Genomic DNA, 15,887 nt, shown 5'->3' with positions numbered 1-15,887 from the left:
TCTTATGCGCACCCATCAAAGTGTTGTCTTCTTGTTCTTGGTCGCGTCGATCTCGACCAGTGATCACGTCAACGCCCACCATCCTGATCGTGAATGCCAACCGGTGCATGAGCGGATCGATGTGATTGGACCTCTAGGGAACAACTTACCCGCCGGTCACCGACGTCGATTGAATCGACCGAGCTATTGGGAGGGAAAGATCCTGTACAAGATCGCTCCCACCAGCCAAGAGGCGATGGCTTGGCACCGTGCCGAGCACAAGGGCTACTACGAGTGCGACGCGCCGCGGATGGAAACGCACTACTTTTATCCTAAGCCTTACGAACGAATGCGGATCGGTTCACGCGATCCACAAGAACCGCACAACAAGCACGCAGTTTCACGCTCAGTCGATGTGGAACCCATGGAAGATAGTGATCTGCTAGAAATCGACACTGAACTTCCCGGATCCGACGACGACACGCCAACTGAAGATATGCCAGTTGAAGATATGCCAGTTGAAGATATCGAAGTCGACGAGATCGAAAATGAATACGATTCGATCCGTAGCTTGTCCGAAGACGAGGATTCCGTGTCGATTTTTCGTTCGCAACGAACGCTCGCTGAATGGATTCGGCAAACCGGATCCTAGTGAAAAGCAGGCCCAGGAAAGTTGATCACTTTTTTTCTCAGAACCGTCAAAGTTTGACATCTGAGCGGCCGATACAAGTACCTGGGTGAGGTTTCCTCATTAATCGTGTCATCGCTTTTGCTCGTACTTGACCTCAAGTAACTGCTAAAGCGACTTGCCGGTGGGCTACTGACACGCTGATGAAGAAACCTTGTGGGGGGCTTCCACAATCGACCCGTACGGTTCGCACAGACAAGACGCGTGTTGCGTTGTTTCTGTTGGTGCGTTTCACGGCGGCACGACCCCGGAAGTCCAGAGCATGAACCGCTCGTTACTAAAAACGATTACTTATCTGCAACTTGCACTAGCCGTCTTCATGGCGACTGGATGCACGCCCACGCAGCCATTCTTCATGAATGAGTCGCCGGATCTTCAGTATTATCTGAATACCGCGACTCAGATCGAGTATCCCGATGTGGATATCGATTCGCTTGCTGAGACCACCGAGTCTTATGCACCGCTGACAATAGGTAACCACGACTACAAGTTCTGGGACCTGTCGTTGGAAGAATGCGTCTCGCTTGCGGTTCAAAATGCCAAGTTCTTTGTGACCACCAGCGGCAACGCCGAGACTCGTCAAAATGTTGCGGCTCAGTTCACCAGTGCTTCGGCTGATCAACTCGGCAGCGTCTACGATGTTGCAATCTCACAATCGACGACTCAATCGGTGCCTTTGACGATTGACGGTTCTGGCAATCGCGTGCTTCCACGTGGTGTGCTGCGAGCGAACCAAATCGGTGGCGTGGAAGATGCCTTGTCCGAATTCGATGCTCAAGCGAGCGGATTTGTTAACTTCAGCACGACCGATCGTCCGTCAAACTCTCGCGACAGTGGTGTTTCGACCGCGATCAACCAAGCGACCGATGTGACTCAGCAATTCGCGCTCAGCAAGCGATACGCTACCGGTGGCGTCGCTACGCTTCGCGAGCAAATCATTTACAACCGAAGCAACACGCCGACTGACACGCTGGGAGCTCTGCGAGTCAATCCGAGCGACTACACCGCGGTCATCGAAGCTCAGGTTCAGCACCCATTGATGCGAAATCGGGGAACCCTGGTCAACCGTATTCCCGTCGTGTTGGCTAGCCTGAACGAAGACATCGCGATCACAGACTTTGAAATTCAAGTGCGTAACCTCGTCCGTGACGTCGAAGTGGCCTACTGGGACCTGTATGTTTCGTATCGCAATGTTTCGACGGCGATCATCGGTCGCAACAGTGCGATTGCGACGGCCAAGTTTGCTCAGTTGAACTTGGACAACGGAACGGGGACGATTCAAGAAGTTCAGCAAGCTCGTGTTCAATACTTTGAGTTCAAAGCACGCTTGGAATCGGCACTGGCGGGTTCGAACCTTCCCGGCAGCGATCGTGCAGGCGTTTACGGCAACGAGCGTCGTCTTCGTGAAATGATCGGTATCGCTCCCACCGACGGACGATTGATTCGCCCCATCGACGAGCCTTCCATTGCCCGTCTTGAATTTGACTGGGACGAAATCGTTTCACAAATGCTGTACTTGAGTCCTGAACTTCGCCGCGGTCGCACTGTGATCAAGCAACGCGAACTCGAGCAGATTTCGGCCAAGAACCAAATCCTTCCGGAAGTGAACCTGTCGCTTCTGTACCGTTGGGTGGGTGTCGGCGACACTCTCGGCCCACCGACTCGCCAAAGCGTCAACTCACCAGCAATCGGCAGCAGTGCATTGGGTGAATTAACTGAAGGCAACTACCAAGAAGGTGCCGTTCGTCTTGAAATTACTCCTCCGGCAATTGGTGCTCGTCGAGAACGTGCTCGCATTCGAGGTTCGCAGCTTCGCTTGCAACAATCTCGTGCTTACATCCAAGACGCCGAACGTTTGATGGTCAGCCAACTCAGCGACGCGGTTGCCAAGACATCCACGCACTACCAACTTGTTCAAACCAACGCTCAGCGATGGCAGTCGGCCGAAGCCGAAGTCGAAGCACGCTTGGCTGAATTTATCGGTGGTCGCAGTCCAGTGAACGTGGTGCTGCAAAGTCAGCAACGCAAGGCAGACGCGGAACTGGCGTACTACCAAGCTCTTTCGGAATACAACAAGTCAATCAACTACGTCGATTACCTCAAAGGCACGATGCTCGCGAACAGCAACATCACCTTGCACGAAGGTACTTGGCACAAGAAAGCTTATTGGGACGCACTTGAACGTGCTCGCGAACGCAGTGCTGGGAAGAAGGTTCAGTATGGCGTCAGCCGACCCGGCGTGGTTCGTCGTGGACCCCTGGGCGACGCTGATGCGGCACTGCACCATGCTGGCGATCTGGACTCTGTTGATGGTCTGCCGCCGAATTTTCCTGGTGAATATGAAGGCGAAGTGATCTTGGATGGCCCCGGATCGTATGGCCACGATCCTATGGGAGCTGGCATCGAAATCACTCGCGATCCTATCGACATTCCCAACAGTGTTCCATTGAGCGAATTCGGGGACACCCCCAGTGAATTGATGAGCCCTCAAAATACTTCGCCTCAAGGGCCACCGGCTTACGAGCCACGGCGTTCGGTTCCCTTGCCAACTCCAGATTCTCTGCCTGACTCGATGGACGATTTGGCTCCACCGTCCGGCAGCGTTACCCCAATCAACCACGAAGCTGAAATTGACATCAGCGGAGCACCTCAGCCTGTCCGCCGTCGAGCGGTACCTATGCCCTAACTATGTCTTTTAAGACACCTTCAGCGAAAAGCATTCGCTGCTAACCATTCTCCTGGGCGGAGGCATGGCGAGAGTCTTCCGATTACGCGCTTCGGATCTACCACTCTCGCCCCGCGATAGCTCGAGCAAGTTGAAAAACTGCTCGAGCTTTTCGCCGTTGATACCGGGCTCGTGCCCTCGCGTCGCTTGAAGATCGCCGCTTCGATCACGATCTTGATTGCTTACTTCGATCGGGGGCGGAATGCGACAACCCGATTCGGATCGGTTTCCACTCGAGGGCCGTCGATCAAATCGATGCAGTAAGGAATTGCCGGGAACACGGCGTCGAGACATTCTGCGATCGCTTTTGGCTTTCCAGGCAAATTCACGATCAAGCAAGAACCGCGTATGCCAGCGGTTTGACGTGACAGAATCGCAGTCGGGACTTTTTCGAGCGATACCTTTCGCATCAGTTCACCGAAGCCGGGCATCATCTTCTCGCAAACCGCTTCGGTCGCCTCGGGTGTGACGTCGCGTTTTGCGGGGCCAGTTCCGCCCGTTGTTACGACCAAACAACATTGCTCACCGTCGCAAAGCTGCTTCAATGTCTCGGAAATTGTGGCGGTGTCGTCGGGGATCACACGGGCAACGGTTTCAAAGTCACTCGCTAGTACGTCGTTCAAATAGGCGACGATCGCCGGTCCGCCGAGGTCTTCGTACTCACCCCGAGAAGCTCGGTCGGAAACCGTGACGACGCCAATTCGGATCGGAAGACTCTCGCTCAAAGTTCAGTTCGCTGGGATTAGGATTCGTTGCTAAGATGGTTCTGGATTGCCTCAATCGCTGCCAAGGTGGCAGCGCTCAATTGATCGAACTGTTCGCTTAGTTCCGCCACGTCTTTCGTCTTGCAATCCTGTTCCAAGTATCCCGCAATCTCACTCGTTCGCACAGCACCCACCGAAAGCGACGCACCTTTTAAAGTGTGAACAAACCGACCCATTTGTTCGGTTTCGCCATTGGCACGTGCCGTCGCGATTTGACGAAGGATATGTTCCGCCTCACCCACGTAGACCGCCATCAACTCAGCCAACAACTTGGGGTCACCACCAACGGTCGCATGAGCATGGTCCCAATCGATCGGTGGGGGATCGTCGGACGTAGGTGAAGCCGAGGTGGTTTCCGTTTCGGACGTCTGTGGAATGGAGTTTTCGTCCGCTTCCTTGTTTTCCGAATCCGCCGACGCATCTAAATTGTCGGCGTCATTGCGGTTGTCGCTGCGGCCGTTTTCACCTTCTTCGAAGCCTCGTTCATCGCCCTCCTCATCTTGCTCTTCATCTTGGGGCATCACATAGAGAAGTTTCTCTCGCAGCGTGCCGATGCGGATTGGTTTGGCGATGTATTCGTCCATGCCGGCGTCGAGACATTTTTCGCGATCGCCCTTCATTGCATGGGCAGTCATTGCAATGATCGGAATATGGTTCCCCAAATCGCCTTCGAGTTCGCGAATTTGCCGTGTCGCTTCCAATCCATCAATCCGAGGCATTTGGACGTCCATTAGGATCACGTCAAACTCGTTCCGACTAAGAAGTTCAATCACTTCTTGACCGTCGTTGGCGATGGTGACGATGTGCCCGTCTCGCGATAGCACGCCCACGGCTAGCTTCTGGTTGATGATGTTGTCTTCCGCAAGCAAGATCCTTAGATGATTGACGTTCTTGGGGATGGGGCTCAAGTGTTTGTGGCCCGAGTCTTCGGCTGCGTTGATGCCGAGGATGCGAACAATAGAATCGAACAATTCCGATTGCTTGACCGGTTTCATCAAACGTTCGTTCACATTGAGCGTTTGATCGAGTTCTTCCTCTTCATCGCGTCGACCACTCGTCAGCACAACGATCTGAGTCGGCGCAATGTTTTCGTCCGAGCGCACGTGCTTGATGAAGTCGTAGCCACTCATTTCTGGCATGTTGACGTCTGTGATCACCAACCCGAATGGTTGCTGACGTGATGACGCCGATCGCAGAGCATCCAACGCCTCCTTGCCACTTTCAACCAGCGTGGCGATCATGCCCCAGCCCGATAAAATTTCGTCGAGAATTTTTCGGTTCGTCTCATTGTCGTCGACGACCAAAACGCTGGTCCCGCCCACGACAACGGCCCCACGCATGGTCAGACGTTCTTCGTCTTTCTTTTGCTCCTCAGCGTCTTCTGGCGCAATGCGAAGTTTGACATCGAACGAAAAAAGGCTTCCGCGGTCGACTTCACTATCAACAGAAATTTCTCCGTCCATCAAAGCAGCAATTCGAGACGAAATGGCGAGTCCAAGTCCAGTTCCGCCGAATCGCCGCGTTGTTGAAGTATCGGCTTGCTCGAATTCATTGAAGATCGTTTCAAGCTTATGCTCGGGAATTCCAATGCCCGTGTCACGTACACCAATCCGTAGCGTTACGTTTCGATCGGTTAGCTTCACCAAGTTCACTTCCACGACGACTTCGCCTTGGTGTGTGAACTTGACTGCGTTGCCGACTAAGTTAATCACGACCTGTCTCAGTCGCCCGATGTCGCCGACGGCAAACCGCGGAACCGCAGGCGCGACGCGGAATGCAAGTTCCAAGCCTTTCGAATGAGCCTTTAGCCCGAGCGTCTTCATCGTATCGCCAAGCGATTCGCGAATGTCGAAGACCCGCCGTTCGATCTCGAGTTTGCCCGATTCAATTTTCGAAAAATCAAGAATGTCGTTGATTACGGCCAGCAGCGATTCCGCCGATTCGCTGACCATCGATAAAAAGTTTCGTTGACTTGGCTTTAGTTCCGTATCGAGCACAAGGTCAGTCATGCCGATGATGGCGTTCATCGGCGTTCGTATTTCGTGAGACATGTTAGCAAGGAAGTCGCTCTTGGCTCGGTTGGCCTTGTCGGCACTTTCCTTTGCACGCAGGATTTCGCGGTCAGCTTTCTTGCGTTCGGTGATGTCATGACCAATGCCGACCACGCCAATCACTTCGTCTTCGGTGTTCAGCAGGGGCACCTTCGTTGTCAGCAGGCAAAGTTCGTCGCCGGACTCGCTGCGATGAGATTCCTCGCGATCGAGCAAAGGTTTTCGACTTCGCATAACGTTCTGATCGTCGGCGACGTAATGGCAAGCATGCTCGGGTGGCGAAAAGTCGTAATCTGTTTTGCCAAGAATGTCGTCTAAACTTTCTAGCCCCAGTAGTTTTAGAAGGGCCACGTTCGCCACGACAAACCGCCCTGCCCTGTCTTTGACGTAGATCAGATCGGGAACGTTGTTAATGATCGTTCGAAGCAGGTCGCGTTCGCGAGCGAGTTCTTTCTCGGCGATGATCTGTTCGGTGACGTCGCGAGAAATACCAAACGTTCCCAGGATGTGCCCTCGCGGATCCTTCAGCGGGACTTTAGTGGTTGCGCAATACGTAACTCGCCCATCGTTGTGAGTTTCGCATTCCACTTCGGCAAGGATGGGCTCGCCGGTTTGCATCACCATTTTTTCATCGGCGAGTGCCTTCCGAGCATGTTCTTTCGAAAAGAAGTCCGCGTCGGATTTGCCAATGGCGAGCGATGGATCATCAACGCCGAACTTTCGTGCGCAGCTTTGGCTAAGTCGAATGAATCGACTGTCAGCATCCTTGAAGTAGATGGATTCCGGTACGGTTTCCAGTAGTGTCGATAGCAGAAACTTCTCGAACTCGATTTGGTGCTCTGCGTCCTTCTGGTTCGTAACATCCCAAAACATGACCTGGATGCCAACGACGTCGCCTCGAGCGCTGTGGACAGGAGCTTTCCACACCTCAACATGGATTTGTTTGCCTTCGCCGGCCTGATGTCGTTCGACGTCGTGATATAGCTTTCCTGAATGGATGACCTCCTGGTCGTCCTCCATATATTTCTTAGCTAGGTCCGCTGGGAATAAATCGAAGTCGGACTTACCGATCAAGTCCTCGACCGGTTTGCCAATTTGTTCGCAAGCTCGGTTGTTGGCGTACTGGATTCGACCCTTGGCATCCTTTCGTAACACACTTAGCGGTAGGCTTTCCACCAGCGATAGATAAACAGCCTCGGAATCTCGCAGTGCCCCTTCGAGGTGATGTCGATCGGTAATGATTCGAATCAGTCCGCAGCAGCTCGCGACATCGCCATCGTTGTCATCTCGCACAATCGTTTCGGCAATCCATTGGGGCGAGGATCCCTTTCCAACGACACGATACTCAAGTTCGATTCGCGGCTTGCGGGCGATCTGTTTCCACATCGCTTGAACGTGATTGCGATCATCGGGATGGATGAACTGTAGCCGTTTGTCTAAGTCACCTAACAGTTCGCTAGCCGGGCATCCCCATAAGGTCTCGGAAGCCGGTTCGAGCCAAGTGAAGCTGCCTTCAAGTGTCCCGGTCCACGTGAACTCGCGAATGAAGCTGCGGAGTAGTTCCGGGCACCCCAGCGATGGCGGTGGGGTATGGGATAAATGATTGTCACCGCGTGCTTCGCCATCCGATGCAATCGGTTTCGGGTCGGCATTGGGATGATTCATCGCGTCACCGTCAAGGGATTTGGGAACGTGAGATAACGAGTGGGTCAGGCATGGTGCTTCCGTAGTCGACTCACTCATCATAAACCGTCGCCGTCAGTCCGTCGCTTGCGGAACCAGCCGAATCGAATCAAAACGGACAATCGTAGGCGAATCAGGCCGTACAAGCTGCAAATCTAAGTAGACCACGCTGCTTAGATCAATTTTGCGACCTGTCGGACCCTGCATCTGGTCGCACTTAATTTCAATGGGAAGGGTTTTGCCCGGTTGCAATTGAAAGATTTGACGATGCACATCGCGAAAGACGCTGCCGTGACGCGCATCGATGATCTGGACCGCCAACTCGGCAAACTCACCCTGAAACGACGGGGCCAACGTGGCATCAATTCTTAAGCTGTCCATTTGTGACCAGTCCCTGACCATCTCGTACATTGTTGCCGTTGGGTGCTCATGAACTTGATATGCCACTTCTAACGCATAGTTGCCGCTGGTGACGTTGCTCCGAACCCGCTTGCCCATGCACTTCGCAAAATGCCAACGTTCAAGTTCGGCCGGTCGCTCAAACGAACTGAGCATGGGGAATTCTCGAGGCATCGCGTAAGCATCTGCAAGAGTCGCTGTGGGACCCCACCAAGCAACCGCGAACGGCAGCATCGAAACTCCAAGAAACAGGCTCGCGCTAGTGCGTGAGATGAGCCTCCATTTGCGAAGTCCCCAGATCACGAGTAAACCCAGCGCTGCGGAGATGCCCATGGAATCAGCCACTGCATCGTGTAGCGATTTCGAACGACCGAAATAGCCCTGCATGTATTCGCTACCGACACCGACCACCACAAACAATGCGGCAATGATGAGGCTGCGGATCACCCAAATCCGGAACGACTTTGCGGGATAAATTTGGTGGACACACGCAAACGCGAATAGAGTCAACGCGGAAAACAACGGTGCGTGGACCATGTCGCCGATCGCTGGCAACATCCGCCCGCCCCGGGGCATTGGGACGAGCAGCGCCATCGTCGTCAGGCCAATCACGACCACAAACATCATGGCGACGACGAATCGCATTCGAGTAGTCGGTGCTGCGATTTCGTTCAAGGCATTGTGTCAGTGGAAGGAGCACGGTTTCAAAGCGATCATAGCTCGGACCTCAAAACTGACAACCCGCACTCATCATGCCTCGAACGAGTGAAACACTTGATTATCCACCAGCCGGTCCATTCGCCGCTGAGTCAACATAGGTGACGTGAGTGACATCAGGTTCAATTCGCCACGGCGATAGTGCAAACGCGCGTGGCCGGACGACAAACCCACCGCATTCCATCGGCCGGTGGATGGGTCTCGGGCTAGCCAAGGGCATCCACTGCAACCGCCCCCAAAGTTCGTGGCCAATACCGGCGAATAATCATCGCTGGGGCCACTGCTGCGTCCAAACAAATATTCTCCTTTGGATGCCCAAAGCGATTTTCCGAAATCGAATTCGGCGCCCGCTGGATACCCCATGATCGTCACCTCATTGTCGTCAAAGAAGTGGTTCGTTTCCGGCGGTACGATCGGGATGGTCGCGCCGATGATATCGCCGATGTTTCGGTCGACATAGCAGAATCCGATGTCGTCGTTGGTAGCCGGGTTGTCAAGATACGATTTGGGAATGTAGCAGGCCGTAACGTTGCATGAGATCGGCTCACCCGACGTGTAATAGTCAAAGCCTGGGTAAAACTCGATCGCCCGCGACCAATGCCGCTTATTAGAATCGAACAAGTTGTGAGCACACGTAGCGACCAAACTGGGGCCGGCGATCCAAGCGGATCCAAACGCTGGTTGATCCCAGCTCGCATGATCGATATGAATCACCATACGACCAATCGCTCGCAGTTGATCGTTCGCAGAATCCGAGGTCTTTGTTTCGCTTGATCGCGGCGACGAGCTTTGATTGTTGCGGACCGACGCGCCGGCAAGGGACCAAGACTTGTAGTAGCGATCAAGCGGCCCATGCATCAGAACATTCGGGTCCGGGAACATTCGCGATGGCAAGACATTAAAAAGCGGTGGCGGTGGAGTCATTCCCTTGAAGTATTGTCCCGGTTTCGCTGCCGCATTTCGACTAGGAACGGCGTATGAATTTTGAGCATCGCTTCCTGGCTTAAGCGGCTGGACATGGTCGCCCTGTTTCAGTCCCGCTAGCGGCATCTGATAGGACTCATCCTTGAGGGGACTTCCCCGCATCAATTCATATCCACGCGGTGTCAAGGTCGGGTGGTCATAGGGACCAAAGTCGTCCACATTGCGGCTTTGGCGACGTCGGCGCGAACGGTCGTTGGGGTCAGACATGTCGCGTTGGCCCTTGTGGGATTGGGTGGCTCAGGCTTGACCGCATCAAGACGGTTAAGGTTGAGATGGGTGGCGGTGGACAGAATCAGGCTACATCACTGACGAATCTTAAAGCTCAATCGTTCCCGGAGAAGTGAAATTGATCGGGACTGTTTGAGTCGTCATGAAGCATTTGGTCTCACGCGGGGGAGGATAAGATTCGTTTGACAGCGGTTTCGCTGCGTTCGGTCGAAGCAACGCAGAACTGCGAGACCTGCGTTTTCAGTGCCGATTCCTTTGCGTATTTGAAAACTGCGGTCAGGACACCTTAACGTAATTGTTTGTCGACATCGTTTGAGTGATCGAGCCAAACAAGTTATTCGCGGCCTGAACTGCTCGCTACAATCGAAGGGAGTCTTAATGTTAACGTGCTCGTCTTGGCACCAACTTCAACCGGGTAAGCAAAATGAACGTGACTGAAATCGCCAACGTATTCGGTTGGTGCACGATCATAAATTCAGGGCTACTGATGTTTTCAACCATTGTCATGGTTGTGAATCGCAAGTGGATCGCTCGAATGCATGCACGCTGGTTTGATCTCACCGAAAGCGAACTTTTTTCGCACTACTTTCGCTACTTGGCGACCTTCAAGTTGATGATTTTGTTCTTCAACCTCGCACCCTATATCGCGCTGCGAATCGTATCGCGATAGTCAATTGATCGACATGTTTTCGTAAAGCTCAGGCTTAAGCTAATTGCACTGTCTTCTCTACCCATTGGAAAGAATCAGATGAACCGAAATTCGAAATGGAAATGGACATCCGCCGTCGTTGCGTTCGGTGTCTTGGGATTTCTGGTCGGCAGTCCGCTAGCACCGTTGCTAGCTGACGAAGATCGACGGAGCCAACCGCTCGAGCAAGAGGAGCAACCGCAACCTCCACCCGAGATGGATCAACGATCGCGTGGTCAACAGTCGCCGTCGCCGTCGTTGTCGCCGCGACGGCCGATGGATGAGAGTAGTTACCAGCGAAGGCAAGAGCGAGCGAGGTCTAGTGATGGTCAGGTTGGTGACAACCGATTCAACAACGAGCTATTTAACGGCGAGCGAATCAACAACGAGCGGTTCAACGGTGACAGGTTTCAAACAGATTCGTTCCGTGATGAAGATGGTGGACGCGATGGGCGTTCTGATAAGGTGAGACGTAATCAAGGGCGACCGAGCTTAGGTCCGCATGCCGAGCACCGTCCCCAAGAACACCGCCCTCAAGAACTTCGTCCTCAAGAACTTCGTCCTCAAGAACTTCGGCCCATTGATCCCAGCCGTCGCGACCAACCTCGCGACCCGCAACGTTGGGGAGAACATACTCATGTCGAGCCCTCGAGAGCTCCGGACTTTGAAACCGACTCTATCGGACGCCAGCATCGAGAACTCGAACTACGCATTGAAACGATCGAGTTGGAAATGAACGCTCGCAAGTTGCAACTCGCCATGATGGAGTTGGAAAACCAACCGGTCGTCGCTTCGCTCGACGCGATGGATTTTGCGGTCGAACATCTCAGTCCAAGTGACGCCATCGAGGTGCTGACAAGCTCACTGCAGGACATCGACGAACCCGCCGTGCGCAACGTTGCCCGGCGGCGATTGATCGAAATGCACCTCAAACTCGACCAACGTGAACCGGCGATGGACTTGTTGCGGACGATCATTACAGCAAAGTGATCGCGTGGCGTCCTTCACTGTCTCACCAAACGCGTTGGATTTCGCATTGTTTTGATTCCTGGTTATGATGCGTCGCTTGAAGTGCCACTCCTTATGAGATTAATAATGCGAACGACGATAGTTTCTTTGTGCTTGCTGTTGGCGAGTTTAGCTGTGCCCCCCCTCTCGTTGGTGAAGGCAGCGGAGTTGCCCGAAGGTGGCGTACCTCTGATCTCGACTGAAAAAACCGGAATTGATCAGCTCAACGTTCGGTTAGGGGACGGGGAATTTGGCACTTACGAACGCGGTGAAGTTCAACACGAAACCTTCAAGCGTTCGCTTCGTATCGAGTTGACCACCCAGCCCGACAATACTTGGGACACAGCCTTTGGGATGCCAGCGACTGCGTCAGTCCAAAAAGGCGATGTGATACTGGTCGGATTCTGGATGCGCGGGAGTGCGGCAAATGGTGTCGGCGGAGCCGTCGCTGAGTTCGTGTTTGAAAAATTCAGCAACCCCTACACCAAGAGCATCCAGTTTCTCGCTGAAACACCCAGCGATGGATCGTGGCAGGAATACTGGGTTCGCTTTCGTAGCCTAGAGGACTACGACGTGGGGCAGGCAGGCTTCAACTTTCAAGTCGGCTACCAACCTGAAGTGCTCGAGATCGCTGGTCTGCAAGCTTGGAACTATGGCAAGGACTTTGATGTTGATTCTTTGCCCAACACCGAACTGACTTACGCGGGGCGTTCGTCTGATGCCGCTTGGCGAACCGATGCTTCCAAGCGAATCGAAAAACATCGCAAACGCGATTTTAGTCTGCAGCTTTCCGACGCTACTGGGAAGCCATATTCCGGTGCGAAGGTCCACGTCAAGCATCACCGTCACGCGTTTGATTTCGGATCCGCCGTTTCGGCTCCGATGCTTGCCGGCGACGGCGAGGACAACGATCGGTTTCGTGATACGTTCGAACAATACTTCAATGCGGGAACTATCGAGAATGGATTGAAGTGGCAAAGTTTGGATCAAGAGTGGATCCCACGCGAATCGGTATTCAAAGCGTTAAGGTGGATGAAGTCGAAGCGAATTCCCGCTCGTGGGCATGTGATGGTTTGGCCCGGTTACCGGAATTTGCCCAACTGGATCCCTTCGATTATCGACAAGCCCGAAGTGCTGTCCAAAGTTCTTGACATGCATATCCGCGAAGTCGGTTATGCCACCCAAGGGCTGGTTCGCGATTGGGACGTGTTGAATGAAGTCTTCGACAATACCGAAGTGACCGCGGCGCTTGGTGACGAAGCGATGATTCATTGGTTCAAGGTCGCTCGCGAAGTGGCTCCCACAGCCGACCTTTATTACAACGATTACGCTGGTCTTGTCCGCGGTGGGTTCCCCACCACTCACAAAGTGCACTTCGAAGACACTGTTCGTTACCTCAAGGAAAATGGCGCACCGATCGATGGTATCGGTATTCAAGGTCATTTCGGTGGTTTGCTTACGCCGCCGGAACGCTTGGTCGCAGAACTAGATCGTTGGCACTCGCTCGGTCTAAAAGTGTTGATTACCGAGTACGATGTCGAAGTTCCCGGTGACACTCTAAAGGCCGACTTTACCCGCGATTTCATGACCGTATGTTTCTCTCACCCGGCCGTTGTTGGTGTGCTGACGTGGGGCTTTTGGGAAGGTGCTCACTGGAAGCCTGAAGCAGCGCTATTTGCCAAGGATTGGACGCCAACGGCAATGGGCAAAGAATGGGTTCGGTTGACGAAGGACGAATGGACAACCCAAGAGAACCTTGTTGCGGATGCCGACGGCCAGATTCGCTTTCGTGGGTTCTTGGGTGAATACATTGTCACCGTCAATGGAAAGCAATTGACCGTCCTCGGAAACGAAGATGGCACGATGGAGATCATCGATATTGAATCCGAAGATTGACTTGTACGATGTCGTTGCCGTCGAACAACTTCGCCGGCAACGACGCCTGGACCCTCAGTTGATCCGTCAACTGCGTAATCGTTTCCTCAAGCGATTTGACTCCGACGAAGCCGCTTTGGAAGGATTTCCGGAGGCCAGTCGCATTTCGTTGCACTCGTTGGAATTGTTCCGGCGATTCGAGTCTGGCATCGATGGAGCGACGAAGTTGCTATTCAGAACGTCGTCTGATTTGTTAATCGAGTCGGTGTTACTTCGGATCGCGACAGGGCGGAACACGTTATGCGTTTCAAGTCAGGTTGGCTGCGCTGCTGCTTGCGGGTTCTGCGCTACCGGGAAGATGGGAATCGCTCGCAACCTAAGCGTCGCTGAAATTCTTGATCAGGTTCAGCAATGTGGGCAAGTTCTGGCGAGCGAAGGTCGGCGGTTGCAGAACATCGTGTTCATGGGAATGGGGGAGCCTTTCCACAATGAGTGCAATCTCTTCGCGGCCGTTGAAAGGCTGGTTGCGACGGATCACTTCAATCGCTCACCGGCTTCCATCCTCGTTTCGACTGTGGGTGTTGCCGATGCGATGTTAAGGTTCGCCGAGCAGTTTCCGAAGGTAAACCTAGCATTAAGTTTGCATAGCGCTAGCCAGGAAAAACGCGAGCAGATCATTCCGCTGGCAAAGAAATATTCGCTGCAGCAATTGCGAGAAACGTTGGTGGAAATCAACCAAGTTCAGCAACGCGAGTTCATGATCGAGTATCTAATGCTTGCGGGAGTGAACGATTCTACGAACGACGCGATAGAGCTGATTCGGTGGCTTGAACCGATGCAAGTGCATGTCAACTTGATTCCGTATAATCCAATCCAAGACGCGCCGCACCTGCACGGATCGTCTTCCGAAGTGATCAACCGATTTGCAACATTGCTTAAGGCAGAGGGTCTCAAAACGACGATTCGCTATTCTCTTGGCAGCGACATTGCAGCTGCCTGCGGTCAGCTAGTGCGGTCCGAGAATCGGCAACGTGTCATGAACCGCATGCCGCAAGATCAAGGTTTGGCTTTCACCAAGGCTTGCGAGTAACGTTGCCTCGTGTTGCTGTTTTCCGTAAGTTTATGATTGTCAAATCAAGGAGCGATACGAGTGGACACGAAAAACAGAGGGCAATCCCGACGTAGGTTTCTCGGTTCCGGGGGAAGCATCGTTGCCGCTGCGCTGGCAATGCGTTTGAGGTGTCCAGCGGTTATCGCATCGCCGCCGCAAGACGGGCGATTCCAGTTGAGCCTGCATCCGTATTCAGTAAAGTCGCTATTTGATTCCGGCGCGATTAGCTTGTTAGAGTACCCCGCGTTTGCGAAGAGCCAATGCGGAATTCACAATGTCGAATTCGCAGCAGAAAACTGTGACGAGCTCTTTGCAGATCCGAGCAAGGCGGACGAAATTCGACGTCGGGCAGAGGATGCGGGGGTCAAGATCCGAGCATTCCTATGCGATTCAAATCATGGATTGGATGTAGCAGAATCAAGTGAGGGTAGGAAATCGCTTCGGCATCACTTGCGATGGGCGGAAGTTGCAGAGACCTTGGGGTGCGATTACATCCGAGTCCGAGCCGGCACAATCGGCAACAAAACGGAGCAGCTTGACATTGCTGCGGATCAGATTGGCCGCTTCTGCGATGCGATTGCGGACCGGAACGTGAAAGTTCTTATCGAGAACATCACCGGGTTCTCACGCGACCCGGATTGGCTCGTGCAATTGGTTGAAAAGATCGGTCGTGACCGTGTCGGCCTCATCGCCGACTTTGGCAACTTTGATGGTGATTTATACGATTCAATGCAGCAATTACTGCCCTATTCGAAATCCCTATGCACCAAGTCTTGGCAATTCGACGCTCAGGGAAATGAGACGAAGATAGACTTCCAGCGGATGATGCAAATCATTTCTACGTCAGAATTTTCCGGATGCATTGCGATCGAATACTTAGGCGGCGAGCCAGTAACTGGTGTTCGCCAAACCGCCGAACTGATCCGACGGTTTGCTGCTGCTTCTTAACGTTTGCAATTTGGATTGCAGATTGGCGAGGCGAGCCAC

At 53.3% G+C, this 15,887-nt stretch carries 11 protein-coding genes; 7 read left to right on the top strand and 4 right to left on the bottom strand.

Annotated features, from left to right (window positions below; all coding sequences use genetic code 11):
- Window positions 1-4 precede the first annotated feature (4 nt).
- Together Pla22_RS22180 and Pla22_RS22175 are read left to right on the top strand one after the other, a co-directional pair.
- A complete protein-coding gene (locus tag Pla22_RS22180; protein ID WP_146516968.1) occupies window positions 5-631 on the top strand; it encodes a hypothetical protein in 627 nt (208 codons plus the stop codon).
- Between the two features lie 298 nt (window positions 632-929).
- The gene (locus Pla22_RS22175; protein WP_146516967.1) at window positions 930-3,353 is read left to right on the top strand and encodes a TolC family protein; all 2,424 of its coding nucleotides are present in this window, start codon (window positions 930-932) and stop codon (window positions 3,351-3,353) included.
- A 221-nt stretch (window positions 3,354-3,574) separates the two neighbouring features.
- On the opposite strand, the gene mog is transcribed toward Pla22_RS22175, so the two are convergent.
- The 4 genes from mog to Pla22_RS22155 all read right to left on the bottom strand — a co-directional run bounded on the left by mog (window position 3,575) and on the right by Pla22_RS22155 (window position 10,197).
- Entirely contained in the window at window positions 3,575-4,117 is a 543-nt protein-coding gene (gene mog, locus Pla22_RS22170; protein WP_146516966.1) for a molybdopterin adenylyltransferase, read from the bottom strand.
- Between the two features lie 17 nt (window positions 4,118-4,134).
- On the bottom strand, window positions 4,135-7,872 hold the full coding sequence (locus tag Pla22_RS22165; RefSeq protein ID WP_165440789.1) for a PAS domain-containing protein: 3,738 nt from the start codon (window positions 7,870-7,872) through the stop codon (window positions 4,135-4,137).
- A gap of 93 nt (window positions 7,873-7,965) precedes the next feature.
- Window positions 7,966-8,964 carry a VanZ family protein gene (locus tag Pla22_RS22160; RefSeq protein ID WP_146516964.1) on the bottom strand — a complete coding sequence of 333 codons (999 nt, stop codon included), beginning with the start codon at window positions 8,962-8,964 and terminating at the stop codon, window positions 7,966-7,968.
- Between the two features lie 75 nt (window positions 8,965-9,039).
- The gene (locus Pla22_RS22155) at window positions 9,040-10,197 is read right to left on the bottom strand and encodes a trypsin-like serine peptidase (protein ID WP_146516963.1); all 1,158 of its coding nucleotides are present in this window, start codon (window positions 10,195-10,197) and stop codon (window positions 9,040-9,042) included.
- A 445-nt stretch (window positions 10,198-10,642) separates the two neighbouring features.
- Here Pla22_RS22155 and Pla22_RS22150 point away from each other — a divergent pair, with 445 nt between their 5' ends.
- From Pla22_RS22150 to Pla22_RS22130, 5 genes are all read left to right on the top strand, one after another.
- Entirely contained in the window at window positions 10,643-10,888 is a 246-nt protein-coding gene (locus Pla22_RS22150) for a DUF6868 family protein (RefSeq protein WP_146516962.1), read from the top strand.
- 78 nt (window positions 10,889-10,966) lie between these two features.
- Complete coding sequence (locus tag Pla22_RS22145; protein ID WP_146516961.1) at window positions 10,967-11,896, top strand: hypothetical protein; 930 nt, start codon at window positions 10,967-10,969, stop codon at window positions 11,894-11,896.
- A 105-nt stretch (window positions 11,897-12,001) separates the two neighbouring features.
- Window positions 12,002-13,810, top strand: coding sequence for an endo-1,4-beta-xylanase (locus tag Pla22_RS22140; RefSeq protein ID WP_165440788.1), 1,809 nt, complete (start codon window positions 12,002-12,004; stop codon window positions 13,808-13,810).
- On the top strand, window positions 13,794-14,879 hold the full coding sequence (rlmN, locus tag Pla22_RS22135) for a 23S rRNA (adenine(2503)-C(2))-methyltransferase RlmN (protein WP_242632260.1): 1,086 nt from the start codon (window positions 13,794-13,796) through the stop codon (window positions 14,877-14,879). The genes Pla22_RS22140 and rlmN overlap by 17 nt, the downstream gene beginning before the upstream one ends.
- A gap of 60 nt (window positions 14,880-14,939) precedes the next feature.
- Window positions 14,940-15,848: a sugar phosphate isomerase/epimerase family protein gene (locus tag Pla22_RS22130; protein ID WP_146516958.1), complete on the top strand. Its 909-nt coding sequence runs from the start codon at window positions 14,940-14,942 to the stop codon at window positions 15,846-15,848.
- Window positions 15,849-15,887 lie beyond the last annotated feature (39 nt).

This window comes from Rubripirellula amarantea (genome assembly GCF_007859865.1).
Classification (GTDB): Bacteria; Planctomycetota; Planctomycetia; order Pirellulales; family Pirellulaceae; genus Rubripirellula; species Rubripirellula amarantea.
Note: the sequence above shows the minus strand (reverse complement) of the source record. Positions and strands in the feature narration are given on the sequence as shown.

Coding starts and splice junctions, on each gene's coding strand:
- Pla22_RS22180 (WP_146516968.1), top strand. CDS start 5: ATGCGCACCCATCAAAGTGTTGTCTTCTTGTTCTTGGTCGCGTCGATC.
- Pla22_RS22175 (WP_146516967.1), top strand. CDS start 930: ATGAACCGCTCGTTACTAAAAACGATTACTTATCTGCAACTTGCACTA.
- Pla22_RS22165 (WP_165440789.1), bottom strand. CDS start 7,872: ATGAATCATCCCAATGCCGACCCGAAACCGATTGCATCGGATGGCGAA.
- Pla22_RS22155 (WP_146516963.1), bottom strand. CDS start 10,197: ATGTCTGACCCCAACGACCGTTCGCGCCGACGTCGCCAAAGCCGCAAT.
- Pla22_RS22150 (WP_146516962.1), top strand. CDS start 10,643: ATGAACGTGACTGAAATCGCCAACGTATTCGGTTGGTGCACGATCATA.
- Pla22_RS22145 (WP_146516961.1), top strand. CDS start 10,967: ATGAACCGAAATTCGAAATGGAAATGGACATCCGCCGTCGTTGCGTTC.
- Pla22_RS22140 (WP_165440788.1), top strand. CDS start 12,002: ATGCGAACGACGATAGTTTCTTTGTGCTTGCTGTTGGCGAGTTTAGCT.